Source organism: Mesorhizobium sp. P2_E6 (genome assembly GCF_056403835.1).
This window is the reverse complement of the sequence record NZ_JBFUEQ010000005.1, coordinates 228,868-252,185: the sequence shown is the minus strand read 5'-3', so window position 1 is coordinate 252,185 and position 23,318 is coordinate 228,868. Positions and strand designations below refer to the sequence as shown.

20 protein-coding genes are annotated in these 23,318 nt (G+C 65.1%); 9 read left to right on the top strand and 11 right to left on the bottom strand.

Features of this window, described 5'->3' with window-relative positions; translation table 11 throughout:
- From AC1D08_RS14670 to AC1D08_RS14650, 5 genes are all read right to left on the bottom strand, one after another.
- The gene (locus AC1D08_RS14670; RefSeq protein ID WP_457150203.1) at positions 1-1,470 is read right to left on the bottom strand and encodes a sugar ABC transporter ATP-binding protein; all 1,470 of its coding nucleotides are present in this window, start codon (positions 1,468-1,470) and stop codon (positions 1-3) included.
- Positions 1,471-1,519: 49 nt separating this feature from the next.
- Complete coding sequence (locus AC1D08_RS14665) at positions 1,520-2,533, bottom strand: substrate-binding domain-containing protein (protein ID WP_095084081.1); 1,014 nt, start codon at positions 2,531-2,533, stop codon at positions 1,520-1,522.
- Positions 2,534-2,627: 94 nt separating this feature from the next.
- Entirely contained in the window at positions 2,628-3,518 is an 891-nt protein-coding gene (locus tag AC1D08_RS14660; protein ID WP_457150202.1) for an SMP-30/gluconolactonase/LRE family protein, read from the bottom strand.
- Positions 3,519-3,732: 214 nt separating this feature from the next.
- A complete protein-coding gene (locus AC1D08_RS14655; RefSeq protein ID WP_457150201.1) occupies positions 3,733-4,467 on the bottom strand; it encodes a response regulator in 735 nt (244 codons plus the stop codon).
- Entirely contained in the window at positions 4,467-5,753 is a 1,287-nt protein-coding gene (locus AC1D08_RS14650; RefSeq protein WP_457150200.1) for a sensor histidine kinase, read from the bottom strand. Before AC1D08_RS14650 ends, AC1D08_RS14655 begins: the two co-directional genes overlap by 1 nt.
- 152 nt (positions 5,754-5,905) lie before the next feature.
- Here AC1D08_RS14650 and AC1D08_RS14645 point away from each other — a divergent pair, with 152 nt between their 5' ends.
- The 7 genes from AC1D08_RS14645 to AC1D08_RS14615 all read left to right on the top strand — a co-directional run bounded on the left by AC1D08_RS14645 (position 5,906) and on the right by AC1D08_RS14615 (position 14,902).
- The gene (locus AC1D08_RS14645; RefSeq protein WP_477423434.1) at positions 5,906-8,338 is read left to right on the top strand and encodes a glucan 1,4-alpha-glucosidase; all 2,433 of its coding nucleotides are present in this window, start codon (positions 5,906-5,908) and stop codon (positions 8,336-8,338) included.
- Positions 8,339-8,372: 34 nt separating this feature from the next.
- Entirely contained in the window at positions 8,373-9,386 is a 1,014-nt protein-coding gene (gene gnd, locus AC1D08_RS14640; protein WP_095084076.1) for a phosphogluconate dehydrogenase (NAD(+)-dependent, decarboxylating), read from the top strand.
- Between the two features lie 22 nt (positions 9,387-9,408).
- Positions 9,409-10,785, top strand: a complete 1,377-nt coding sequence (gene zwf / locus AC1D08_RS14635; RefSeq protein WP_477300150.1) for a glucose-6-phosphate dehydrogenase — start codon at positions 9,409-9,411, stop codon at positions 10,783-10,785.
- A gap of 14 nt (positions 10,786-10,799) precedes the next feature.
- Complete coding sequence (locus tag AC1D08_RS14630; RefSeq protein ID WP_457150196.1) at positions 10,800-11,501, top strand: ROK family protein; 702 nt, start codon at positions 10,800-10,802, stop codon at positions 11,499-11,501.
- A 214-nt stretch (positions 11,502-11,715) separates the two neighbouring features.
- The gene (locus AC1D08_RS14625; protein ID WP_095084073.1) at positions 11,716-12,177 is read left to right on the top strand and encodes a Ros/MucR family transcriptional regulator; all 462 of its coding nucleotides are present in this window, start codon (positions 11,716-11,718) and stop codon (positions 12,175-12,177) included.
- Positions 12,178-12,299: 122 nt separating this feature from the next.
- Entirely contained in the window at positions 12,300-13,400 is a 1,101-nt protein-coding gene (locus AC1D08_RS14620) for an aminotransferase class I/II-fold pyridoxal phosphate-dependent enzyme (protein WP_457150195.1), read from the top strand.
- A gap of 263 nt (positions 13,401-13,663) precedes the next feature.
- Positions 13,664-14,902: an MFS transporter gene (locus AC1D08_RS14615; protein WP_457150194.1), complete on the top strand. Its 1,239-nt coding sequence runs from the start codon at positions 13,664-13,666 to the stop codon at positions 14,900-14,902.
- Positions 14,903-14,905: 3 nt separating this feature from the next.
- Here AC1D08_RS14615 and AC1D08_RS14610 read toward each other — a convergent pair whose 3' ends face one another.
- The 6 genes from AC1D08_RS14610 to hemC all read right to left on the bottom strand — a co-directional run bounded on the left by AC1D08_RS14610 (position 14,906) and on the right by hemC (position 21,073).
- The gene (locus AC1D08_RS14610) at positions 14,906-15,622 is read right to left on the bottom strand and encodes a glutamine amidotransferase (RefSeq protein ID WP_457150193.1); all 717 of its coding nucleotides are present in this window, start codon (positions 15,620-15,622) and stop codon (positions 14,906-14,908) included.
- 17 nt (positions 15,623-15,639) lie between these two features.
- A complete protein-coding gene (locus AC1D08_RS14605; RefSeq protein WP_095084069.1) occupies positions 15,640-16,119 on the bottom strand; it encodes a tellurite resistance TerB family protein in 480 nt (159 codons plus the stop codon).
- A gap of 101 nt (positions 16,120-16,220) precedes the next feature.
- On the bottom strand, positions 16,221-17,822 hold the full coding sequence (locus tag AC1D08_RS14600) for a heme biosynthesis HemY N-terminal domain-containing protein (RefSeq protein WP_477423431.1): 1,602 nt from the start codon (positions 17,820-17,822) through the stop codon (positions 16,221-16,223).
- A 10-nt stretch (positions 17,823-17,832) separates the two neighbouring features.
- Entirely contained in the window at positions 17,833-19,317 is a 1,485-nt protein-coding gene (locus tag AC1D08_RS14595) for a COG4223 family protein (RefSeq protein ID WP_457150191.1), read from the bottom strand.
- A gap of 111 nt (positions 19,318-19,428) precedes the next feature.
- Positions 19,429-20,145, bottom strand: a complete 717-nt coding sequence (locus tag AC1D08_RS14590; RefSeq protein WP_477423429.1) for a uroporphyrinogen-III synthase — start codon at positions 20,143-20,145, stop codon at positions 19,429-19,431.
- 1 nt (position 20,146) lies between these two features.
- Positions 20,147-21,073, bottom strand: a complete 927-nt coding sequence (gene hemC / locus AC1D08_RS14585) for a hydroxymethylbilane synthase (protein WP_457150189.1) — start codon at positions 21,071-21,073, stop codon at positions 20,147-20,149.
- A 100-nt stretch (positions 21,074-21,173) separates the two neighbouring features.
- On the opposite strand from hemC, the gene tsaD reads away from it, so the two are divergent.
- Both tsaD and AC1D08_RS14575 read left to right on the top strand, forming a co-directional pair.
- Positions 21,174-22,262 (top strand): tRNA (adenosine(37)-N6)-threonylcarbamoyltransferase complex transferase subunit TsaD, encoded by a 1,089-nt coding sequence (gene tsaD / locus AC1D08_RS14580; protein ID WP_457150188.1) that lies wholly within the window; start codon positions 21,174-21,176, stop codon positions 22,260-22,262.
- Positions 22,259-23,290: an NAD(P)H-dependent glycerol-3-phosphate dehydrogenase gene (locus AC1D08_RS14575; RefSeq protein WP_457150187.1), complete on the top strand. Its 1,032-nt coding sequence runs from the start codon at positions 22,259-22,261 to the stop codon at positions 23,288-23,290. Before tsaD ends, AC1D08_RS14575 begins: the two co-directional genes overlap by 4 nt.
- Positions 23,291-23,318: the final 28 nt, after the last annotated feature.

Below are 23,318 nucleotides of genomic sequence, written 5' to 3'. Positions count from 1 at the left end.
TCAGGCCGCATCGCCGAACGAAGACTGGATGATCTTCTCTTCGGTCAATTCGTCGCGGCCCAGATTGGCGACGATGCGGCCGTTCTTGAAGACATAGATGTGGTCGCAATTGTCGAGCTCTTCGGTTTCCGTGGTGTACCAAAGGAAGGTGCGGCCGCGGCGAGCCTCTTCCTGTACGAGGTCATAGACCTCCAGCTTGGTGCCTATATCGACGCCGCGCATCGGGTCGTCCATCAGCACGATCTGCGCGTCCGAGCCAAGCGCCCGGGCAAACAGCGCCTTCTGCTGGTTACCGCCCGACAGCGAGAAGATGTTGTCGTTCATGTCCGGGGTGCGGATGCCGATCTTCTTTTGCCAGACTGCAGCGAGCTCGGCCTCGCGCTGCGGCGAGATCAGCAGCCCGTTGCGCAAACGCGCCAGCGAGCGGATGCCGATATTCTGCGCAATCGACCATTGCGGGAAGATGCCGTCCGACTGGCGGTCGCCGGCCACCAGCGCCACCGGCGCGGTGACCTCGATACCGGCTCGGGCACGCGATGCAGCAGCGAAGATCGCCAGCAACAGGTCGGTCTGGCCATGGCCCGCCAGACCGGCCAGGCCGATGATCTCGCCGGCACGGGCGACAAGGTCGGTGCCGTCCTTCTGCACGGCGGGTCGCGCCCGCACCCGCAGCGCGCTGGCCCCCGGTTTGGCGTCGGCGACTTGCGCCGCGATCTTCTGGCGCGCTTCCGCCCCGCCCATCGCCGTCACCAGCCGGTCGCGGTCGAAGGCACCAGCGGCGTCGGCGACAACCACCTTGCCGTCGCGCATCACCACGATGCGGTCGGCGTTCCGCAGCACCTCGCCCAGCACATGCGAGATCAGGATGCAGCTTTTGCCGCCGGCGACGAAGCGGCGCACGAAGGCTAGCAACTGTCCTGCCGTGTGCGCGTCGAGCGACGATGTCGGCTCGTCCAGGATGACGAGGTCGAGCCTATCCTGCGTGACCGTGAAGGCGCGCGCCACCTCGACCATCTGGCGCCGGCCGATCGACAGGTCGCCGACGATGTCGGACGCCGAGATGCTGTGACCGGGAAAGATCTCGTCGAGCTTGACGGCGATCAGTTCGGCCGCCTTGCGCCGCCAGCCGAAGCCGCGCAGCGACGCATGGTTGATGCGCGTGTTTTCGGCGACGCTGAGATTGGGACACAACGACAGTTCCTGGAACACGCAGCGTATGCCCAGTTGTTGGGCCCGCGACACCGAGTAACTATCCTCGATGCCGCCATGCACGCCGATCTGGCCGCTGTCGGGCACCAGCGTGCCCGCAACCATGTGCATCAGCGTCGACTTGCCGGCGCCATTGTGGCCGACAAGCCCGACGCATTCGCCGGGGCCAACGTGGAAATCCACGCCGCCCAGCGCGCGAACGGCGCCGAAATGTTTTTCGGCGCCGTTCAGTCTGATGATGTCAGCGTTCCCTGCAACCATGCTCAACGATATCCGCTCGACGATACGGACGGCAACGCTTCTCCGACACTCACTTGATATTGGCTTTGATGGCCGCGATCGCGTCCTCTTGCGTGTATTCGTGGCTGGCAACGCCACCCTTGACGATCTTCGGCAGCTCGGCTTCGAAATCGTCCTGGGTAAAGGCCAGATACGGCACCAAGAGATCGTGCGGGATGTCGGTGCGGCCGTCGAGCACCTGTTGCGCCACCCAGAAAGCCAGCGACGACACGCCCGGCGCGATCGACGCCGACCAGGTCTTGTAGCCGTCCTTGTCCTTCTGCTCCTTCCACCACTGCAATTCGTCCTGGCGGTTGCCCATGATGATGGTCGGGCGCGGCTTGCCGGCGGCGGCAAAGGCCTGCGCAGCGCCATAGCCGTCACCGCCCTGGTCGACGATGCCGACGACATCGGGCAGCGACGGCAGGATGGTCGCGACCGCCTTCTGCGCGGTGGTCTGGTCCCAATCGCCGGTCACCGAGCCGACAATCTTGAACTCGGGATGGGCAGCGACACCTTCAAGGATGCCGGCATGGATGGCGTCGTCGATCGAGGTGCCGGCAAGGCCACGGATTTCCAGCAGATTGCCGCCCTTGGGCTGGAACTTGGCCATCTGCTCGACTTCCTGCTTGCCCATGTCCTTGAAGTCGACGACGACGCGATAGGCGCAAGGTTCGGTGACGGTGCCGTCGAAGGAGACGACGGTGATGCCGGCGTCACACGCCTGCTTGATGGCGCCGTTGAGTGCGTCCGGCGAAGCGGAGTTAATGACGATCGCGTCATAGCCCTGCAGGATCAGGTTCTGCACCTGAGCCGCCTGCGTCGGCACTTCCTTGTCGGCGGTCGTGAAGATATCGGCCGCGCCGACGACCTTGTCGGCGACCGCCTTCTTGGTGACGATGCCATAGCTGTCGAGCATCGCCTGCCGCCACGAATTGCCGGCGTAGTTGTTGGAGAAGGCGATCTTCTTGCCACTGGTGTCGGCAAGTGCGGTGCCCGAGGCGAGCATCGCCGCCAGAGCGCCCAAGACAAACAGTTTCTTCATGTCGTAATCCTCCCAGATGTTTACTGCTGCAGTTCCTGCCGGTTTTGACCCCGGCCTCACTCCCAATCTGATTTGAGCACGGACGGTCCCGAACTCAAAACAGTCTCAATCCCGGCACGCGCACCCGGAGCCGGTACAGCGACGTCGATGCGGCGATGTAGAGGCTTCTCAGATCATCGTCGCCGAAGGTGAAATTCGCGCAGTCTTCCGGCGTCCGGATGACGCCCAGAATGGCACCCGACGCGTCGAAGACATGGATGCCGCCGGGGCCGGTGCAGTAGACATTGCCGCGGCTGTCGATCTTCATGCCGTCCGGCGCTCCCGGCCCGTCACCCTCTGTCACCGCCCACACCGCACCGCCGTTGAGGTCGCCATCCGCCTCGACGCCGAACACCCTGATATGTCCGCGTTCGGTGTCGTTGATAAACAGCCGCGACTCGTCCAGCGAGAAGCAAAGCCCGTTCGGCTGGACGAAATCGTCGGCCAGCAATGTCAGCCGGGCGCCGTCGCCGTCGATGCGGTAGACGCCCTGGAAAGACAATTCCTGCGGCCGCGGCACGCCGTAGAATTCCACCCGGCCATAACCCGGATCGGTGAAGTAGATCGAGCCGCCGGTGGCAACGACGATATCGTTCGGGCTGTTGAGCTGCTTGTTCTGATGGTGTGTGGCAAGAACGGTCACGCTGCCATTGGGCTCGGCGCGGGTCACTCGGCTCGTCGCGTGCTCGCAGGTGACCAACCGTCCCTGGCGGTCCAGCGTACTGCCATTGGCCTTGTGGCTCGGCTCGCGGAACAGTTCGATCTCGCCCGAGGCACTGCGGCGATACATGCGGCTTTCCGGAATGTCGGAGAAAACCAGCCACTTTTCATAGGGGTGCCACACCGGCCCTTCGAGGAAACCGAAGCCGCTCGCCAGCGTTTCGATCGTCGCATCGCCGACGACGTCGTCAAAGCCGGAATGGCGAGCTCGCGCCGACACCGACATCACTGGTGCCTGGCGGCGCGAACAGCCGTGCGAATTCGCATGGCGACGAATGGCATGAGCGCTTCCCTGACATGTTTTCTTATTGGGGATCGAAGGTAGTTGCGGCACCGGCGTGGCGATACGGGTCAAAGCGCACGCCCGACTGTGCATTTGCACAGTCGGGTCCAAGCAAAGCAGAAGTGTCAAACGGCTTTCCGAACCGCTCTGGCTGCGGTCAGTGATCGGGCGAAGCCTGCGCCAGCCAGGCGTCGAGCCGGTCCTGCTCGCGGCGCAGCGCGTCGATGTTGATCAGGCCGCGCGCCATGGCGAGATAGATCGCCCGCGTCCGCGAGTTGAACACGGATGCATCGCCGGCCCCGTCCTCCGCCGGCACGATACCGAGCTTGTCGTAGACATGCTTGATGCGGCTCTGCGCGCCGCGGATCGACAGGCCGCGGCGCGCGGCGATCGCCCGGTCGGTCAGGCCAAGCGCGATGTCGATCAGGCTTTCATATTCGCCGTCGGTGATTCCTTCGAACTTGTCCTGGACGCGGTGCTGGATGCCGCGAATCTCGCGGTCGATGATGCAGTGGCCCTCGCGGAAAACGCCGCGCAAGGCCGACCGCATGCCTTCCTCCGTTGCCGATTTCAGCACATAGCCATAGACCGAGCCCGGCGGCACGATACGCGCCACACCGCGCACATAGGCCTCGTCGGCGAAGTTCGACCAGAATAGGATGTGCGTGCCGGCGCGGCGGTTCCAGATCGCCCTGGCAACCTCGATCCCGGTCGCCTTCGGCATCTGCAGGTCGAGCACGACATGCGGCGGCTCGCGCTCGGCCGCCAGGTTGATGGCGTCCTCGCCGTCGCTCGCTTCGATCACCTCGACGTCGCCGGGCCACAATTGCTCGACGGTGCGCCGCGCGAAGGTGCGGTGCAGTCCGTCATTTTCGGCGATCATCACAAGCATCAAATGGCCTCCGACACGGCGAGCTGGCCAGGCGCCGCTGCAGCCGCCGCAACCGGCAGCTCCCGCAACGGCCGGCGGTCGATCTCCACGACGACACGGGTGCCGCCACTCTTGCGGCCGGCCTGCCCGATGCGCAGCCGCGCACCGATCAGCGCGGCGCGCGTATGCATGTGGCCAATGCCGCCATGGGCGGCCGGATCGACAGCGCCGCAGCCCTGGCCGTCATCGGTGACAATCACCCGCAGCACGCTTGCGGTCGACGCCAGCAGCACATCGATGCGGCGCGGCGCGGCGTGGCGAACCGCGTTGTTGATGGCTTCCTGCACGATCCGGTAGAGTGCCGTGCGGACGGGCTCCGGCAGATTGTCGGCGCCGCCGTCGCTGGTGTCGGCGATGCGCACGGCGATGGGCGGTTTGGCTCTGGCGACACTGCGGTTGAGATGCGCTTCGACCGCATCGCGCAGGCCGAACAGTTCGAGCACGCTCGGCCGCATGTCGTCGACGATGTGGCGCAGTTCCGTTAGGCAGCCGGCGACCTCCTGCTCAAGGTCGGCAAGCTGCGCCGCCCGCGCCACGCCCTGGCCGCGCAGGGCCGAAAGCTGGCGTGCGATGCGGGCGAGGTCGGCAAGCGTCTGGTCATGCAGGTCCATCGCCATGCGCCGGCGTTCGCGCTCCATGCCTTCGGTCAGCTGCGAGGCGCCGACGCGCAGCAATTCGACGCGGTTGCGCGCCTCGCTCTCGGCAAGCATGGCGCGGCGCGCCTCCTCGGTCTGGATCAGCGCAAAGATATAGGGCGCGATCAGGTCCGCGCATTGCTGGGCGACTGCGACATCGGCAAGCGTGTAGCAGCCGACCTCGTGCCGGCTGATGTTCAGCGCCCCGATGATGCCGCCGCGCGCCCTGAGCGGCACGACGATGCGGCTGCGCAGCTTGGCGGCGAAGATCGGTCCGTCGATGGCCGTGGCGAAATGGAAGCGCTCGTCGCGCAGCGCGTCGTCGGAGAGCAGATATGCCACCTCGCCCCACAGCACGGAGCGAATCGGGCTGACTTCGGTCGGCAGCGGATGCTGGGCAAGCTCACTCCAGCTGGTGTGGAAGCCGGCTTCATAACAGGCATGCCTGCGCCCATCATGCGACAGCACCGCCAGATCCATATGGTCGTGCGGAATGAGCGTGCCCATCTCGATGGCTGTGGCGCGAAACGCCGTGCCGGGATCGATATGGCCGGCAAGCGCCGCCGAAATCGCCAGCAACCGGTCGATCAGGACCAGGGACACCTCCGGCATGGCTTCGCGATCCTCCCGTGCCGGGAATAGTGGACGCTACGCGGCGCCCCTGTCAACGAGGGCGCCATTGGCGGTGGCGATCAACTTGCGGTGCAACGATTGAAAAGGGTTCGCGTCCTGGTCTAGGGAAAGGGCCAGGAGATCGCAATCGAATGCCAGTGACGCCAACCGTTGCTCCGGGCGCCCCGGGAATCCCGGCTCGCTGGACGTCAAGCGCCAAGAGTGGCGTTGGAACGTCCCTTTCGCCAAGCGGCCATATCTGGTTCACGATCAGCCATGGCATTCTCAACGAGATTTACTATCCGCACCTCGACAGCGCCTGCACGCGCGACCTCGGCCTGATCGTCACCGGCCCCGACGGCTATTTCTCCGAAGAAAAACGCGATGCTGTGCACGCCATCGAGCCATTCGAGGACGGCGTGCCGGCCTACAGGCTGGTCAACACCGCGACTGACGGCGCCTACCGGATCGAAAAGCGCATCCTTGCCGACCCGGCGCGGCCCGCTTTGCTGCAGGAAATTACCTTCACAGCGCTCAAGGGTGCCGCCGGCGACCATCGCGTCTACACCTTGCTGGCGCCGCATCTCGTCAATGCCGGCATGGGCAACACCGCCTGGGTCGGTGACCACAAGGGAAAACCTGTGCTGTTCGCCTCGGGGCGCGGCACCTGCCTGGCGCTGGCCTCGTCACTGCCCTGGCGCACCGGCTCGGCCGGCTATGTCGGCGTCTCCGACGGCTGGCAGCAGCTCCACAATACAGGCGAGCTCGATCCGGCCTGCCAACGGGCCGAGAACGGCAATGTCGCGCTGACGGGCGAGATCGGCTTTACCGCTTCGGAGACAACGGCCTTGCTGGCGTTGGGCTTTGGCGCGACATCGGACGAGGCGGCCGAAAATGCCTTCGCCAGCCTGAAGCAAGGTTTTGAGCCCGCCGCCAAAGCCTACGTCGAGAGATGGCGGAAGTGGCAAAAGAGCCTGCTGCCGCTGGACCGGCATGGCGAATCCGGGATCAACTTCTATCGTATCTCGACCGCGGTTCTGTCGACCCACCGGTCGATCGCCATACCGGGTGCGGCGGTCGCCAGCCTTTCGATTCCGTGGGGCTTCAACAAGGGTGACGACGACCTCGGCGGCTACCATCTGGTCTGGCCGCGCGATCTGGTCGAGACGGCCGGAGGTTTTCTCGCCGCCGGCGATGCCGCGTCGGCCCTGCAAATCCTCGACTATCTCAGCTCCATCCAGCAGCCGGACGGCCACTGGCCGCAAAACGCCTGGCTCGACGGATCGGCCTATTGGCCAGGCATCCAGATGGATGAATGCGCCTTCCCGTTGCTGCTGGCCGATGCGCTGCGCCGCGCCGGGCACCTGCCGCAGGCCAGGCTGCTCGCCTTTCAGCCGATGATCGAGCGCGCCGCCGGCTATGTCGTGCGCAACGGACCCGTCACCGGTGAGGACCGCTGGGAAGAGGATGCCGGCTACAGCCCGTTCACGCTTGCCGTCGAGATCGCGGCACTGCTTGCCGCGGCCGACCTGCTCGACGCCTGCGGCAAGCAGGTCGCCGCGACCTATCTGCGCGAGACCGCCGATGTCTGGAACGACCAGGTCGAGCGTTGGACCTATGTCACCGGCACCGCACTCGGCAGGCAGGCCCGCGTCGACGGCTATTACGTGCGCATCGCGCCACCCGACAGCGCGGAGGCCGGTTCGCCGAAGGACGGCTATGTCCCGATCAAGAACCGGCCGCCGGGCGATACCGACCAGCCGGCCGAGGCGATCGTCAGCCCGGACGCACTGGCTCTCGTCCGCTTCGGCCTGAGGGCAGCTGACGATCCGCGTATCGTCGACACGGTCACGATCATCGATGCGCAATTGCGCTGCGACCTGCCGCAAGGGCCGCTCTGGTACCGCTACAATGGCGATGGTTATGGCGAGCATGAGGATGGCGCACCCTTCGACGGTACCGGCCAGGGCCGGCCGTGGCCGTTGCTCGCCGGCGAACGCGCCCATTACGAGCTTGCAGCCGGACGCAACGACAGAGCTGTAGACCTGCTGGCCGCGCTGGAAGGCTCGGCCGGGCTGGGCGGCCTGCTGCCCGAACAGGTCTGGGACGGCGCCGGCATGGCCGAGCGCGAACTGCTGCACGGTCGCCCCTCGGGCAGCGCCATGCCGCTGGTCTGGGCGCATTCGGAGCATATCAAGCTGTTGCGCTCGGTACGCGACGGCACGGTCTTCGACATGCCACCTCAAGGCGTCAAGCGCTACATCGAGGACAAGACCGTGTCGCCGTTCAGGACATGGCGCTTCAACAACAAGATCCGCACGCTGCCGGCCGGCAAGACGCTGCGCGTCGAGCTCTTGGCCCCGGCGACGGTTCGCTGGAGCAGCGATCACTGGGCGACCGCCGCCGACAGCCAGACGATCGAGAACGCCTTCGGCATCCATCTTGCCGATCTGTCCACCGCCAGCCTCCCCGCCGGAAGCACGCTGATCTTCACTTTTTTCTGGCTCGGAGCCGGCGATTGGGAGAATGTCGACTTCACCGTCATATCAGGCGATCAGGATAGCCAGTCGATCCTTCCTCGATAAACCCAGTAAATCTCCAGGAAACAGGGACGAAACCATGCAGATCGGAATGATGGGATTGGGCCGGATGGGCGCCAACATGGTCCGGCGCCTGATGCGCGACGGCCACGAATGCGTCGTCTACGACATCAACCCGGCCAGCGTCGCGGCTCTGGTGACCGACGGCGCCTCAGGAACGGCATCCATGGAAGAATTCGTCGGCAAGCTGGTCAAGCCGCGCTGTGTGTGGCTGATGCTGCCGGCGGCGATCACCGGCAAGATCATCGATCAGGTGGCCGCCCTGATGGAACCCGGCGACATCATCATCGACGGCGGCAATTCCTACTATCACGACGCCGTCGACCAGGCCGCGAAACTGGCTGCCAAGGGTATCCATCTTGTCGATGTCGGAACCAGCGGCGGTGTCTGGGGCCTTGAGCGTGGCTATTGCCTGATGATCGGCGGTCCCGACGTGGCGGTGCAGCACCTTGATTCGATCTTTGCCACGCTGGCGCCCGGTGCCGATGCCGGCTCCAATCCGCCCAAGGATGCCGGGACCGCACCCTTTGGCTATCTGCATTGCGGGCCGAGCGGTGCCGGCCACTTCGTCAAGATGGTGCACAACGGCATCGAATATGGCGTGATGGCCGCCTATGCAGAAGGCATGAATATCCTGAAGTCGGCCAATGCCGGCAAGCGGCAACGAACGGCGGACGCCGAGACCAGCCCCCTGGAAAACCCGCAATACTACCAGTTCGACGTCGACCTCCCTCAGGTGGCCGAGGTTTGGCGGCATGGCAGCGTCATCGGCTCCTGGTTGCTTGATCTCACCGCGGGCGCACTGAAGAATGATCCGGGCCTGGCGAATTTCGGCGGCCGCGTCTCGGATTCCGGCGAAGGCCGCTGGACGCTGAAGGCGGCGATCGACACCGGCGTGCCGGCGCCGGTTCTGTCCTCGGCGCTGTTCGACCGCTTCTCCTCGCAAGGCGAGTCCGAATTCTCCGACAAGCTGCTCTCGGCAATGCGTTATGCCTTTGGCGGCCATGTCGAGAAGCCGAAGTCCGGCTCGTGACGGCGGCAGGGGAGACACGCCGATGAGCCCGGAACGGTCCGACACGCTGGTGCTCTTCGGAGCCACCGGCGACCTCGCCCACAAGAAGATATTTCCAGCCCTTTACCAGATGGTGGCCAAGGGCACGCTCACCGAACCGGTGATCGGCGTGGCGTTCGACGCCTGGGATCTCAAGCAATTGCAGGCGCGCGCCCACGACGGCATCGTCAATGCACTCGGCAAGATCGACGAAAAATTGTTCGCCAAGTTCGCCTCCCTGCTGCGCTATGTCAGTGGCGACTACCGCGATCCGGCGACGTTCGAGAAACTCAAAACTGCGCTCGGCACCGCCCAGCGGCCGCTGCACTACATGGCGGTGCCGCCGACCATGTTCGAGACCGTCGTCCAGGGACTGGAGCAATCGGGCACGGCTCGTGGCGCACGGCTGATGGTGGAAAAGCCCTTCGGCCACGACCTGCAGTCGGCGCGCTGGCTGAACCGGGTCCTGCATCTGGTTTTCGACGAACAATCGATCTTCCGCATCGACCATTATCTCGGCAAGGAAGCGATCCAGAACCTGCTCTATTTCCGCTTCGCCAATTCCTTTCTGGAGCCGATCTGGAACCGCAACTTCGTCGAGAGCGTGCAGATCACCATGGCCGAGGATTTCGGCGTCGAGGGGCGTGGCCGCTTCTATGACAATGTCGGCTGCATCAGGGACGTCATCGAGAACCATCTGCTCAACATCCTGCTGCTGCTTGCCATGGAGCCACCCGTCGGCCGTTCGGCCGACGATTTGATCGACGAGAAGGTGCAGGTGCTGCGGGCGATCCGCACCTTGACGAAAGACGATGTCGTGCGCGGTCAGTTCACCGGCTATCTCGCCGAACCCGGCGTGGCACCGAACTCACCGGTCGAGACCTTTGCCGCGGTGCGTTTCTTCGTCGACACCTGGCGCTGGCAGGATGTGCCGTTCTTCATCCGCGCCGGCAAGAACATGCCGGTGCATGTCACCGAAGTGGTGGTGCGGCTGAAGCGGCCGCCGCTCGACGTCTTCGATCCGATCAAGCCGGCCGACCAGAACTACGTTCGCTTCCGCATCGATCCGCAAGTGGTGATCGCCATCGGCGCCCAGCGCAAGGCGGCGGGCGACGACATGATCGGCGAACAGGTCGAGCTGACGGCGCTCGACGACAGCAAGAGCGACATGCCGCCCTATGAGCGGCTGATCGGCGATGCCATGAACGGCAACGGCCAGCTGTTCACCCGCCAGGACGCCAGCGAAATGGCCTGGCGCATCGTCGGCCCGGTGCTCGGCGACACCACGCCGCCGCACGTCTATGAACCGCTTACATGGGGTCCGGCGGACGCGATGGCCGGGTTCGGGCCGCCCAATGGCTGGATCGATCCGGTAAAGTGAGTGGAGGTGGCGCAATGGCCAAAGCGGTGAAACAACCGGCATCGGCTGAGAAGATCGTGCTTGCGATCGATATTGGCGGCTCGCATGTCAAGATTCTCAGCAGCGCCGGCGGCGTGGAGCGGCGCGCCGACTCCGGGCCCGGCCTGACGCCGCAGCAGATGACCAATACGGTAAAGAAGCTAGCCGAGGGCTTGTCCTACGACGTCGTCTCGATGGGCTACCCCGGCCCGGTCACCCACAACAGGCCGCTCACCGACCCTGCCAATCTCGGCAAGGGTTGGGCAGGCTACGATTTCGCCGCGCAATTCGGCAAGCCTGTGAAGGTGGTCAACGACGCGCTGATGCAGGCCATCGGCAGTTATGAAGGCGGCCGCATGCTGTTCATCGGGTTGGGAACCGGTTTCGGTGCCGCGATGATCGTCGACAACGTCGCCCAGCCGATGGAACTCGCCCATCTTCCCTACAAGAAGGGCAAGAGCTTCGAGGACTATGTCGGCGAACGCGGCTTGGAAAAGCGCGGCAAGAAGAGATGGCGCAAATATGTCTTCGACGTCGTCGACCGGCTCCGCGCCGCCATGCAGCCTGACTACGTCGTCATTGGCGGCGGCAATGTCGACAAGCTCGATGAATTGCCCGCCGACAGCCGGCGCGGCGACAACACACGCGCCTTTGAAGGCGGATTTCGTTTGTGGCGCGACAAAGCGCTGATAGTCTGATATTGTTATTGTTTAATATAGTTGTTCAAAATAACGTGTGCCGCGGCATCAAGTCATTGCGCTGCGCAGATTTGCCGACTAGGAATCCCGCGCCACAACAACGCTGCCGTCCCGTGGATGCACAAAGGACGCCGTAGCATTTTGATTTTGCGCATGATCCTTTCCGGGAATCGAATCCGATTTTCAGGTCATTCGCTTTAGACGGAGAAATAGATTGACCGACGATAACGACAGCGCCCGTAAAGACATCGACCTGCTCGAGCTGACCGCTCACATCGTGTCCGCTTACGTCGAGAAGAACCGCCTGCCCGCTTCTGGTCTCGCCGATCTCATCGCCAGCGTCAGCACTTCGATAAGCGGGCTCGGCCAGCCGGTGGTCCCGGTGGCAGCTCCGCTGGTCCCGGCGGTCAACCCCAGGAAATCGGTGACACCGGATTTCATCATCTGCCTCGAGGACGGCAAGAAGTTCAAATCCCTGAAACGTCACCTCGGCGTCCATTTCGGCCTGACGCCGGACGCCTATCGCGCCAAATGGGGCTTGCCGGCTGACTATCCCATGGTCGCCCCCAACTATGCCGCTTCGCGTTCGCTGCTGGCGAAGTCGATCGGCCTCGGCCGCAAGGCCGCCGAAGTCGTGCCCGCCAAGGGCAGGGGCAGGAAGAAGGCCTCGGCCTGAGCAATTCGGTCCTGAGCCAACACTTAGGACGACTGGAACAGAAGCCTGCCGGCGAATCCGCCTTGGCAGGCTTCATGTTTTTGTGGCTTGGATGAACCGAACGGGGTCTTTTGGGGGAAGCCATGAACTACACCAGGATGGTGATCGAGAAAGAGGCGCCGGAAGAGTACGGCTACGACCGGATCCGCTACAATCTTTCCGAAAGTTCGATCGCCGACCAGAAACTCTCCGATATCGGCCTATCCTTGCCCGATCTCACGCTCTTCTACGGCGAGCATCGCGGCGACAAGGAATTGCGCGCGCTGATCGCCGCACAGGACGCCGGCGTCTTGCCCGACGATGTGCTGGTCACCGCTGGTGCTGCTGGCGCCCTGTTCATCATCTCGACCTCGCTGTTGTCGCAGAGTGATCATCTGGTCGTCATCAGACCCAACTACGCCACCAACATCGAGACCCCAAGGGCGATCGGCTGCGCCATCAGCTTTGTCGACCTGGCCTTCGAGGACGGCTTCGCCATCGATGTCGGCCAGGTCGCGGCGGCGATACGGCCGAACACCAGGCTGATCAGCGTCACCTGCCCGCACAACCCGACCGGCACGATGATGAGCCGCGCCGACCTCGACGCCCTGGTCGCGCTCGCCGAAAGCAGGGACTGCCATCTGCTGGTCGACGAAACCTATCGCGACCTCTCCTATGGCAAGCGCCTGCCGTCCGCGGCATCGCTGAGCCCGAAGGCGATCAGCGTCTCGTCGCTGTCCAAGGCCTTCGGCATTCCCGGCATCCGCATCGGTTGGCTGATCACCAGGGATGCGGAACTTCAGGAGAAATTCCTCGCCGCCAAGGAGCAGATCGGCATCTGCGGCAGCGTCATCGACGAAGGCATCGCGCGCGGCATGCTGGAGCGGCGGGACGTGTTCCTGGCGACGCTGCTGCCAGAAATGGCCAGGCGCCGCGACATCGTCCAGGCCTGGATCGACCGCGAGCCGCTGGTCGACTGGGTGCGCCCTGAAGGCGGTGTCGTCGGCTTCCCGCGCCTGAACGTCGACCCCGACTTCGACCTCGATCGGTTCTATGTGAACCTGCTGGAAAACCATGGCGCCTATGTCGGACCCGGCCATTGGTTCGAAATGCCGAAGCGCTTCTTCCGCGTCGGTTTTGGCTGGCCGACGGAAGCCGAGTTGAGGAGCGGCCTCGACGCCATCTCCGCGGCGCTCAGGCAATAATGTCCCCATGCAATCAACGGAACAGGGCGAAATTTCGTTGATCCAGCGCTGATTTTGGCGCACATCGCGCTGCGAACTTTGTTAGAAATTCCCTTGGCCGGAACAGCGCCCATCCGGGAAGTGCCCCGCCGGCCATCGCATCGGCCCGAAAATCGGTTCCGATTTTCGGAAAGCACGATGCGAAAACCAAAGTGTTGGAGCGTACTTTGTGCGTCCGATTGGACGCACGTCGCTCCAATGCCATCGCAACGGGGCCTCGATCCATGACTGCCGCACAAACCTCGCCGGACCAGCGCTATGCCGCGTTCCGCCACCGCTCCTTCCTGAGCTATTGGGCGGCGCGTTTCCTCACCACCTTCGCCACCATGATCGTGTCGGTCGCGGTCGGCTGGCAGATGTATGACCTGACGAGGGATCCTCTCGATCTCGGCCTGGTCGGCATCGTCCAGTTCCTGCCGTCGCTGCTGCTGGTGTTGGTCACCGGTGTCGTCGCCGACCGCTTCGGCCGCCGCCTGATCATGGCGCTGGCGGTGGTGATGGAGGCGATCTGCGCGCTGACCCTGCTGTTCCTGACCCTGCATGGCATCAGCGGACCGCTGCCGATCTTCGTCGTGCTTGCCATGTTCGGCGTCGCCCGCGCCTTTTTCGGGCCGGCCTCGGCCTCGCTGTTCGCCAATCTCGTGCCACCTGAGGATTTCGCCAACGCCATCGCCTGGAACTCGTCGGCCTGGCAGACGGCGACCATCGTCGGCCCGGTCGCCGGCGGCCTGCTCTACGGCGTGTCGGCGGAAGTCGCCTATGGCACCGCCGCCGTGCTTATGCTTGCGTCCGGGTTGCTGATCTTCACCATCCCGAAGCCTTCGCAACGCACCGAGACCGAGAAGCCGACGCTGCAGAACCTGTTCGGTGGGTTCAGCTATATCTGGAGCGAGAAGATCGTGCTGGGCGCCATCTCGCTCGATCTGTTCGCCGTGCTTTTGTCGGGCGCCTCGGCACTGCTGCCGATCTATGCGCGCGACATCCTCCAGCTCGGCCCCTGGGGCCTAGGCCTGCTGCGCTCGGCGCCGGGCGTGGGCGCCATCTGCGTCGCCATCTGGCTGGCCGGCCACCCAATCCGCAACCATGCGGGGCTGATCATGCTCGGCTTCGTTGCGGCGTTCGGTGCCTTCACCGTGCTGTTCGGCCTGTCGACCATCACCTGGCTGTCGATCGCAGCGCTCGCCTTCCTTGGCGCTACCGACATGTTCAGCGTCTACATCAGGGAGACTTTGATCCAGCTGTGGACGCCCGACCATGTGCGCGGCCGAGTCAATGCCGTGAACCAGGTCTTCGTCGGCGCCTCCAACGAGGTCGGCGAATTCCGCGCCGGCACGATGGCGGCGTTGATCGGCACGGTTCCGGCCGTCGTGGTCGGCGGCGTCGGCGCGATCGCGGTCGCCGGGCTGTGGATCGTGCTGTTCCCGCAACTGCGCAAGGTGCGCCACCTCAACGGGCGAAACTGACGTCTATCGCAGCGCCGGTTTGCCGAAGATCGTGCGCAGGAATTCATCCAGCCAGCGCTTGAGATGCATGTCCCAGATCAGCCGGCCGCCGAGATGATCGCGGCCGGGCTGCGCCCCGGGCAACTCGAAGCGATGCGCGCCGCGCACCACCCAACGCTGCATCATCGCCCTGGTCAACTCGCCATGGAACTGGATGCCCCAGGCATTGTCGCCATAGCGGAAGGCCTGGTTGGGATAGGTCTCGGCCGTCGCCAGCAGCGTCGCGTCCCTGGGCAGCGAAAAACCCTCGCGGTGGAACTGATAGACCATCTCCGGCCAATGCATCAGGGTCTTGCCGGCTTCGGTCGCCTTCAGCGGATACCAGCCGATCTCGACCAATCCTTCGCCGTGACCTTCGACCTTGCCGCCGAGATGGTTGACCAGCATCTGCGCACCAAGGCAGATGCCTAGGAACGGCCGGTTCTCCTTGAGCGGTACTTCCAGCCAGGCAGTCTCGCGGCGGACGAACTCGTCCTCGTCATTGGCGCTCATCGGTCCACCGAACACCACCGTGCCGGCGTGGCCGTCCAGCGTTTCCGGCAGCGTATCGCCGAGCGGCGGGCGACGGATGTCGAGCTCGAAGCCTTCTTCCAGGAGCATGTGGCCGACACGTCCGGGGCTCGAATTCTCCTGATGCAGCACGATCAGGATTTTTGGCTTCGAACTCGTTTGGCGCGGCATGGGCAGGCGAAATCCGTCTATTCGTCGCTCGATGTTCCGGTGGCGCCGGGTGCCTGCTCCGCCGCCTTGCGACGTGCCTCGATGCGGTCGCGGCGTTCGACGCCGATCAGCTCGGCGACGCGCCAGACCGTGTTGTCCTCCAGCTCGTGCAGCTCGCCATCGGCGTAGACGATCTCCCACATCAGGCCGATGAAGGCCTTGCGCGCCTCAGCATCGAGATGGCGCTTCAAGACACTGGTGAAGGCATAGAGATCGATCGCCTCATTGTCGGCCCGCTCGCCGGCGGCGGCGAGCGCTTCGAGCTCGGCGCCGCTGATCGAGTAGCTCTGGGCCAGCACCGCCTTGAACCGCTCCCACTCGACATCCTGGCGCACGCCATCGGCATTCATGACGTGATAGAGGAGCGCCGAAGCCGCAACGCGCGGATCGTCGCTGCTCGCATGCGTGCCGGCGCCGGCCGGCAAATCCCTCAGAAATGACAGAACGCGTTCAAACATATCCTATTCCTTAGAGCATGATGCCGAAAAGTGTGAAGCGGTTTTCGGACGACATCATGCTCTATCTGCTTGGGTTACAGGGCCCTCACGGCCGGCCCAACTCAAAACAACCGAAACCGACGCGGCGATTTTTCCGCTTCCTCGCCCGGATCGACGCCGGGATCATCCGGCAGCCGCGCATGCTCCTCGGCCGGCTCGACCGCTTCCGCGTTGGTCGGCACCTCGGCGAAGGCGGCGGCCGTAATCGGCCGGACGTGATCTTCCTCGCGGCTTTCAGCCTGCTTGCCCGTCGAAATATCGCCGCCGGCGTCATCGATCACCTCGACCGGCCTCTCGCTCACCGGCTTTGCCAGCGCTTCGATGACCGGAACGGGGGCGGCCGCTGCATCATCATGGTTGTCGATCAGCTGGCCGAGACGCTCCATCGGCGCGCGCCACTCGAAGGCGTCGAGCCGGCCGGTGACCGGCGATACCGGCGCCCACCGCTCCGAAACGACGCCATCGGCGACCCAGGCCGGATCGCGCGGCGCCCGCACCGCCCTGGACAGAAGCTGCCGCACCTTGCCCTGGTCGCCGGTGTCGGCCTCCTCGATGTCGGCCAATAGCAGATAGGCACCCTCGCGGCGGTCCATCCTGATCGCTGCCTCGGCCTCGCGGCGGGCAGTCGAAAAATCCAGCGCATCAAGTGCTGCGCGTGCCACCGTCATCGACGACTCGGCGTGGTTCTTCTTCATCTCCTGCAGCTTTTTCGCCCGGTTGAGGCGGTCGAGCACCGCATCGCCTGGCCGTGCATGGGTATAGAGCTCGGCGATCTCAGGATGCGGCTCGGCCCTCCACGCCGTCTCGAGGATTTTCGAGCCCTTGCGCACGTCGTTCTGCTTGAACAGCGCGGCCGCGGCGGCGACAGCGGCGGGGGCGAAGTCCGGCCGCAGCCGGTTGGCCTCGATTGCCGCGGTTCTGGCGGCAGTCGGATCGCTACCGGCAAGCGCCTGCGCCTTGGCCGTCAACAGCACGGCGCGACGGCGGTTGGCGGCATCGCGTTCGATCTGCCGTGTCGACTTCTGCGCGTCGACCAGTTTCAAGGCACCGTCCCAGTCGCCGCGCGCGGTCAATTCTTCCAGCGTCGATTCGGCCGCCCAGGCCAGTTGCGGCGCCATCACGGCGGCGCGGCCGGCATAGTGCCTGGCGGCGTTGCGGTCGCCGAGCCGTTCGGCCTCGAGATAGAGCCCGCGCAGGCCGAGCAGCCGCATTTCGGGATCGTCGAGCATGCTCTCGAATTTCTGCCGCGCGCCTTCGTGATCGCCTTCGAGCAGCGACGCCTGCGCCTCGAGCAGATGGATCAGCGGCTCCTGGTCGGAGCGGATCAGCTTGGCCGCTTCCTTGGTTTTCTTGCGAGCCAGTGCGCCGTCACCGGCGCCGGCGGCGATCATGCCGGTCGACAGCGCCTGATAGCCACGGTCGCGGCGGCGAACGCGGAAATAGCGCGAGATGGTGTAGGGGCTGTTCCACAGCGACTTGATCAGCCACCAGAAGATCATCACCGCGGCGACGACGGCAACGACGGCCACTGCCGCCACCATCAGGCTGACCTGGTATTGGTAGCCGCTGAAAGTGACGACCATGTCGCCCGGCCGGTCGGCCAGCCAGGCAAAGCCCAGCCCGAGGGCGAAAACGACAATGAGGAAGGCCAAGAGGCGGATCATGGTGTTGCCCTCATGCCTTCATCGCGCCGGAGATCAGCGCGTCAACCTGTGTTTCGACCTCGATGCGTGCTTTCAGTTTGCCGGCAAAGTCGGCACCGGCCGCCTTCACGGCTTCGGGCAGCGCGTCATACTCGCTGAGCGCCTTGGCATAGTCGCCCTGGTTGACCGCTACTTCTATGCGCGCGACGGTTTCCGGCGCACCGGCACCTTCGACGGCGCCGATCGGCCGGACCTTGACCAGCGATTCGGCGCTCGACAAAAGGTTCTGCAGGAAGCCGGCATTCTCATCGACCGGCCTCGCGGCGGCGACCATGGCATTGGCCGCGGCATCCGCTTGCGATGCGATCTCGGCGCGGGTCGGCACGCCTTTTTCAGCGTAGGTGCGCAGTGTCGCGAGTTGCGGCGCATCCGGCGAAATCGCGGCAAAGGTTTCGAGTTCGGCCGAGAATGGCGCGCCACGGTCGAGCGCGGACTTGAGCGCCGACGCGGCGATGGCGAGCGCGATCTTCGGCTGTCCCGCCGCCGCTTCGACCTTGCCGGAAAGCTGCGACACCGACTGCTCCAACGCAGTGAGCCGGCCATCCAGCGCCGTCGTCGCTTCGCCGGCTGACTTCGCCTGCGCGTCGAGACCAGCCAGTTTTTCGTTGAGCGGGCCGAGATCGACCGGTGCCGTGCCGCCGGCCTTACCTAGGGCGGCGACCGCGGTTTCGATCTGCTTGATCTTGTCGCCAAGCGCTGCGAGCCCGGCAGTGTCGCCCGCTCCACCGGATTCGACCGCCGACTTCAGCGCCGCGACATCGGTCTTGACCTGATCCAGCGCCGACGACAGGCCATCGACCTTGGCCGACGCGTCGGTGTTGCCGCCCGTTTCCTTCAGGCCGGCGATTTCGCGATTCAGCGCGGCGATCTCGCTGTTGACGCCGTCGAGCGATACGCCGGAACTGGACCCCGGCGCGCCGAGCAGCCCGGCATATTGCAGGCCACCCGCGCCGACCAGCGCGATGACGCCGCCTATGATGCCGGCGGCAATGCCATTGAGGCCGCTACGCTTTGCCGGTGGTGTTGGCGCCATTCTGTCGTCCCGTGTCTCGGTTCTCGCCTTGTTGTCGTCGGCCTGGGAGCGCTTCGCCGACGCATCCTCGAAATTGTAGTCGAAGGCTTTGGTCTTGTTGGCCGGCGCCTCGGACGCTCCGGGATAGGCAGGTTCAGCTTCGCTGGCGCCCTTGGCTGCCGCTTCCGCGGCCGTCGCCGCTGGCTGTTCCGATTCGGCCTGGGCGTCCGCATGCTCCCAGGGCTCGAGATCGGTCTGGTCGGCATGCACCGGTTCTTCGGGAATCTCGGCCTGCGAGACGGCCTCCTCCGGCGCCTCTTCGGCGCCGCCCTGGGGCTTGGCGGCGTCCTCGTCGGCGATGCGCGAGACCGCGCCGGGCTCGAGATCGATGGTCACCGGCTCGCGGCGGCCTTTCGAGTGTCGCATCTTCGGCGTCTTGACCATGCTTGGGCTCCGCACAATTCGCTTCGTCTCAACGCCTGGCGGCGCATGATGGTTCAGAAAATGGTCTAGCACATCACCAAGCGGTGAAAAGGGGCGGTGTGATGACGCGGCTCAGAGCCGCGTCTGCAAAAGTGCCAGCAGCGTTTGCTCGTCGGGCCGCTCGGCTATGCGGATTCTTTCGTTGGCGGTATCGTCAAGCGCTGCCGCGATGCGCGCGGAAAGGGCGAAAAACCTTGTCTTTTCAAAGAGTCCTTGCAGAGCGGTCCGACTTGCCAGAATCCGCATCGCGGCGGCGGCCTTGGCTGAATAAAGCAGCACCGCATCGGCGGGTCGGCCGGACAGGCGCTCGAGGATGGCTTCATCGGAATAACCCGCCGTAAGCGTGTCATATGTCTCGACGGCTTGGACCTGGACGGCTGCTGCTCTCAGCCTGTGTTCGAACACTGGAAAGCGCACGCGTCCGCAGAGATAGACGATGGTCTTCCCCGAGAGACGACCGGCAAGACCGTCGGCAAGCGCCTCGGCATCGCCCGGGCCTTCGCTGACGGACAAGAACCCCGCTTTGCGCGCCGCTTCCGCCGTCCTTGTTCCCACGGCATGGCAGGGCAGACCGGCAAGCGCCGCGATGAGCTCCCTGGAAGCAAGCCGCACGGCATTGGCGCTGGTGATGGCCACCGCGACGGCATCGCCCGGAAACAGTCCGGCATCGACCGGCAACGCCGCCGTTTCGGTCAAGGGCAGAAGGATCGGCTGGAACCCTGACTCCTGAAGCCGCTGTGCCGTGCGCGAGGCGCCCGGTTCCGGTCTCGTCACCAGGACGCGAAGCATTTCAGAGCCAGCCGTCGAAGAACTTTTCGCCGGCCCTGGCCCGCACGGTCCGGGCGGCTTCCTGGCCGATGCGGCAAGCATCCTGCGCCGGTCCCTGCAGATCGACCGTGTGCGACTGCGTGCCGTCGGGCGAGATGATCAACCCGGCGAAGGAGAGCTCTCCGGCCTCGATCGCCGCATAGCCGGCGATCGGCGTGCGACAGGAACCATCGAGCGCCGCCAGGAAGGCACGCTCACAGGCGAGCGCCTGGCCGGTCGGCACATCGTGGATGGCCGCCAGCATCTTTTCGACGTCGCCATCGCCGATGCGGGTTTCGATGCAGATCGCGCCCTGTCCCGGCGCCGGCGGAAAGATGTCGAGCGGCATCAGGTCGGTGACGACGTGGTCGAGCCCGAGCCGCTTCAGCCCGGCATAGGCCAGGATGGTGCCGGCGGCGAAGCCTTCATCAAGCTTGCGCAGGCGCGTCTGCACATTGCCGCGGAACATCACTACGTCGAGATCCGGCCGCATCCGGCGGATCAGCGCCTGTCGCCGCAGCGATGACGAGCCGACTTTCGCTCCATGCGGCAGTTCGGCAATGGTCTTCGCCGCCTTGCCGATAAAGGCGTCGCGCGCGTCCTCGCGCGGCAGGAAGGCGCTGAGTTCGAGACCGTCGGGGAGTTGCGTCGGCATGTCCTTCGACGAATGCACGGCGATGTCGATCCGGCCCGCCAGCAATGCCTCCTCGATCTCTTTGGTGAACAGGCCCTTGCCGCCGGCCTCCGACAGCGGCCGGTCCTGGATGCGGTCGCCGCTGGTCGAGATGACGACGATCTCGAACGCTTCCGCCGGCATGCCATGCGCGGCCATCAGCCGCGCCTGCGTTTCATGCGCCTGTGCCAGCGCCAGCGGGCTGCCGCGTGTTCCGATTCTCAAGATTGTTTGCATGGCGTGCGGTCCGTGATAACCCCCGGGCAGACCGAGGCCTTTCCGGGCTTTCTCCTAATGGGGAAAGCGCCGACAGACAATCTCTAGGGACAGCGACGAATTGATCCGCGTTCTGGGCATTGAGACGAGTTGTGACGAGACCGCTGCCAGCGTCGTGGCGCTGGACGGTGACGCTGCGCCAAAAATTCTGTCCAGCATCGTGCTCAGCCAGATCGAGGAGCATGCCGCCTTTGGGGGCGTCGTGCCGGAGATCGCGGCGCGCGCCCATGTCGAGGCGCTGGACGGCATCGTCGAGGCAGCCCTTGCCGATTCGGGCACAGCACTTGCCGATATCGACGCGATCGCCGCCACTGCCGGCCCCGGTCTGGTCGGCGGGCTGATTGTCGGGCTGATGACCGCCAAGGCGATCGCCGCGGCGGCGAACAAGCCGCTGATCGCCATCAACCACCTCGAAGGCCATGCCTTGACCGCAAGGCTGACCGACGGGCTCGATTTTCCCTATCTGCTGCTCCTGGTCTCCGGTGGCCACACGCAGATCCTCGCCGTGCGCGGCGTCGGCGACTATCAGCGCTGGGCAACCACCATCGACGATGCGCTCGGCGAAGCCTTCGACAAGACCGCCAAGATGCTCGGCCTGCCCTATCCCGGCGGACCCAATGTCGAGAAGGCCGCCCAAACCGGGGATGCGTCGCGCTTTGCCTTTCCGCGTCCGATGAAAGGCTCGGCCCAGCCCGACTTCTCCTTTTCCGGCCTGAAGACCGCCGTGCGCCAGGCGGCGACAGCCATCGCGCCCTTGAGCGACCAGGATGTCGCCGACATCTGCGCTTCGTTCCAGGCAGCGGTGGCCGATGCGCTGGCCGACCGTGTCGCGCGTGCGCTGGCGCGCTTTCGCGAGACGTTTCCCGGCACCAAAAATCCGGCCCTGGTGGTTGCCGGCGGCGTCGCCGCCAACCGCACCATCAAGGCTACGCTGGAGCGGCAGTGCGACGAGGCCGGCTTCACCTTCGTCGCGCCACCGCTGAAACTGTGCACCGACAATGCGGCGATGATCGCCTGGGCCGGCATCGAACGGTTGCGCGAAGGCATGGCGGAGGAAAACGGCTTCGACTTCGTGCCGCGCTCGCGCTGGCCGCTGGACAGCATTTCGACGCCGATGGTCGGCTCCGGCCGGCGCGGAGCCAAGGCATGAATGGCCGGGAGATGAACAGCCAAGACAAGGAAAACCCGGGCAAAAGCTGCTGGCGCGTCAGCGTGCTTGGCGGTGGCGCCTGGGGCACGGCGCTGGCGCTGGCCATGCTGCGTGCAGGCCATTCGGTGCGGTTGTTCGCCCGCGACCCCGAAACCGTCGCGGCGATCGATCGCGGCGAGAACCCGCGCTATCTGCCCGGCATCGCCATCGCGCCCGGCATCGACGCGACGAGCGACATCAAGGCGGCACTCACTGGCGCCGATTGCGTGCTGGCGGTGACGCCGGCGCAGTCGCTGCGGGCAACGCTGGCGGTCGCGAAAGGCCATGTGCCTGCCGATATTCCGCTCGTCCTCTGCGCCAAGGGCATCGAGCGCGACACCGGCGCCTTGCTGTCGGCGATTGTCGGCGAGATCCTGCCGCAAAATCCGGTCGCCGCTCTATCGGGTCCAAGCTTTGCCACCGATGTCGCCCGGGGCCTGCCGACTGCGGTGGTCGTGGCCGCCCGCGACGAGGCATTGGCAGCGGACCTCGCCGCCCGCTTTTCGGCGGAGAATCTGCGCTGCTATTCGAGCGACGACCTCATCGGCGTCGAGATCGGCGGCGCCTTGAAGAACGTCTTCGCCATTGCCGCAGGTGCTGTCACCGGGGCGGGGCTCGGCGCCAGTGCCCAGGCCGCCATGGTGACGCGCGGCTTCGTCGAACTGCGGCGCATCGGTGCCGCGTTCGGCGCCAGGCCCGAAACGCTGATGGGCCTGTCCGGCCTTGGCGACCTGCTGCTCACCTGCTCGTCGACCCAGTCGCGCAACTTCGCCTATGGGCTGGCGCTGGGGCAAGGCAAGCCGCTTGCCGGATTGCCGCTGGCAGAAGGCGTGCCGACAGCGGCGATCGCCGCCCGCATCGCCACCGAGCGAAGCATCGACGCGCCGATCATTGCCGCCGTGGCGGCCATACTGGACGGCACCATCACCATCCGGCAGGCTGTGACAGCCTTGATGACCCGGCCGCTGAAGACCGAAACCAACGATTGATCCCACAACATCGATCCCACGACCAGGA

Excerpts from the sequence above, each read along its gene's own strand:
- AC1D08_RS14670 (WP_457150203.1), bottom strand. The coding sequence starts at position 1,470 with ATGGTTGCAGGGAACGCTGACATCATCAGACTGAACGGCGCCGAAAAA.
- AC1D08_RS14665 (WP_095084081.1), bottom strand. The coding sequence starts at position 2,533 with ATGAAGAAACTGTTTGTCTTGGGCGCTCTGGCGGCGATGCTCGCCTCG.
- AC1D08_RS14660 (WP_457150202.1), bottom strand. The coding sequence starts at position 3,518 with ATGTCGGTGTCGGCGCGAGCTCGCCATTCCGGCTTTGACGACGTCGTC.
- AC1D08_RS14655 (WP_457150201.1), bottom strand. The coding sequence starts at position 4,467 with ATGCTTGTGATGATCGCCGAAAATGACGGACTGCACCGCACCTTCGCG.
- AC1D08_RS14650 (WP_457150200.1), bottom strand. The coding sequence starts at position 5,753 with ATGCCGGAGGTGTCCCTGGTCCTGATCGACCGGTTGCTGGCGATTTCG.
- AC1D08_RS14645 (WP_477423434.1), top strand. The coding sequence starts at position 5,906 with ATGCCAGTGACGCCAACCGTTGCTCCGGGCGCCCCGGGAATCCCGGCT.
- gnd (WP_095084076.1), top strand. The coding sequence starts at position 8,373 with ATGCAGATCGGAATGATGGGATTGGGCCGGATGGGCGCCAACATGGTC.
- zwf (WP_477300150.1), top strand. The coding sequence starts at position 9,409 with ATGAGCCCGGAACGGTCCGACACGCTGGTGCTCTTCGGAGCCACCGGC.
- AC1D08_RS14630 (WP_457150196.1), top strand. The coding sequence starts at position 10,800 with ATGGCCAAAGCGGTGAAACAACCGGCATCGGCTGAGAAGATCGTGCTT.
- AC1D08_RS14620 (WP_457150195.1), top strand. The coding sequence starts at position 12,300 with ATGAACTACACCAGGATGGTGATCGAGAAAGAGGCGCCGGAAGAGTAC.
- AC1D08_RS14615 (WP_457150194.1), top strand. The coding sequence starts at position 13,664 with ATGACTGCCGCACAAACCTCGCCGGACCAGCGCTATGCCGCGTTCCGC.
- AC1D08_RS14610 (WP_457150193.1), bottom strand. The coding sequence starts at position 15,622 with ATGCCGCGCCAAACGAGTTCGAAGCCAAAAATCCTGATCGTGCTGCAT.
- AC1D08_RS14605 (WP_095084069.1), bottom strand. The coding sequence starts at position 16,119 with ATGTTTGAACGCGTTCTGTCATTTCTGAGGGATTTGCCGGCCGGCGCC.
- AC1D08_RS14600 (WP_477423431.1), bottom strand. The coding sequence starts at position 17,822 with ATGATCCGCCTCTTGGCCTTCCTCATTGTCGTTTTCGCCCTCGGGCTG.
- AC1D08_RS14595 (WP_457150191.1), bottom strand. The coding sequence starts at position 19,317 with ATGGTCAAGACGCCGAAGATGCGACACTCGAAAGGCCGCCGCGAGCCG.
- AC1D08_RS14590 (WP_477423429.1), bottom strand. The coding sequence starts at position 20,145 with ATGCTTCGCGTCCTGGTGACGAGACCGGAACCGGGCGCCTCGCGCACG.
- hemC (WP_457150189.1), bottom strand. The coding sequence starts at position 21,073 with ATGCAAACAATCTTGAGAATCGGAACACGCGGCAGCCCGCTGGCGCTG.
- AC1D08_RS14575 (WP_457150187.1), top strand. The coding sequence starts at position 22,259 with ATGAATGGCCGGGAGATGAACAGCCAAGACAAGGAAAACCCGGGCAAA.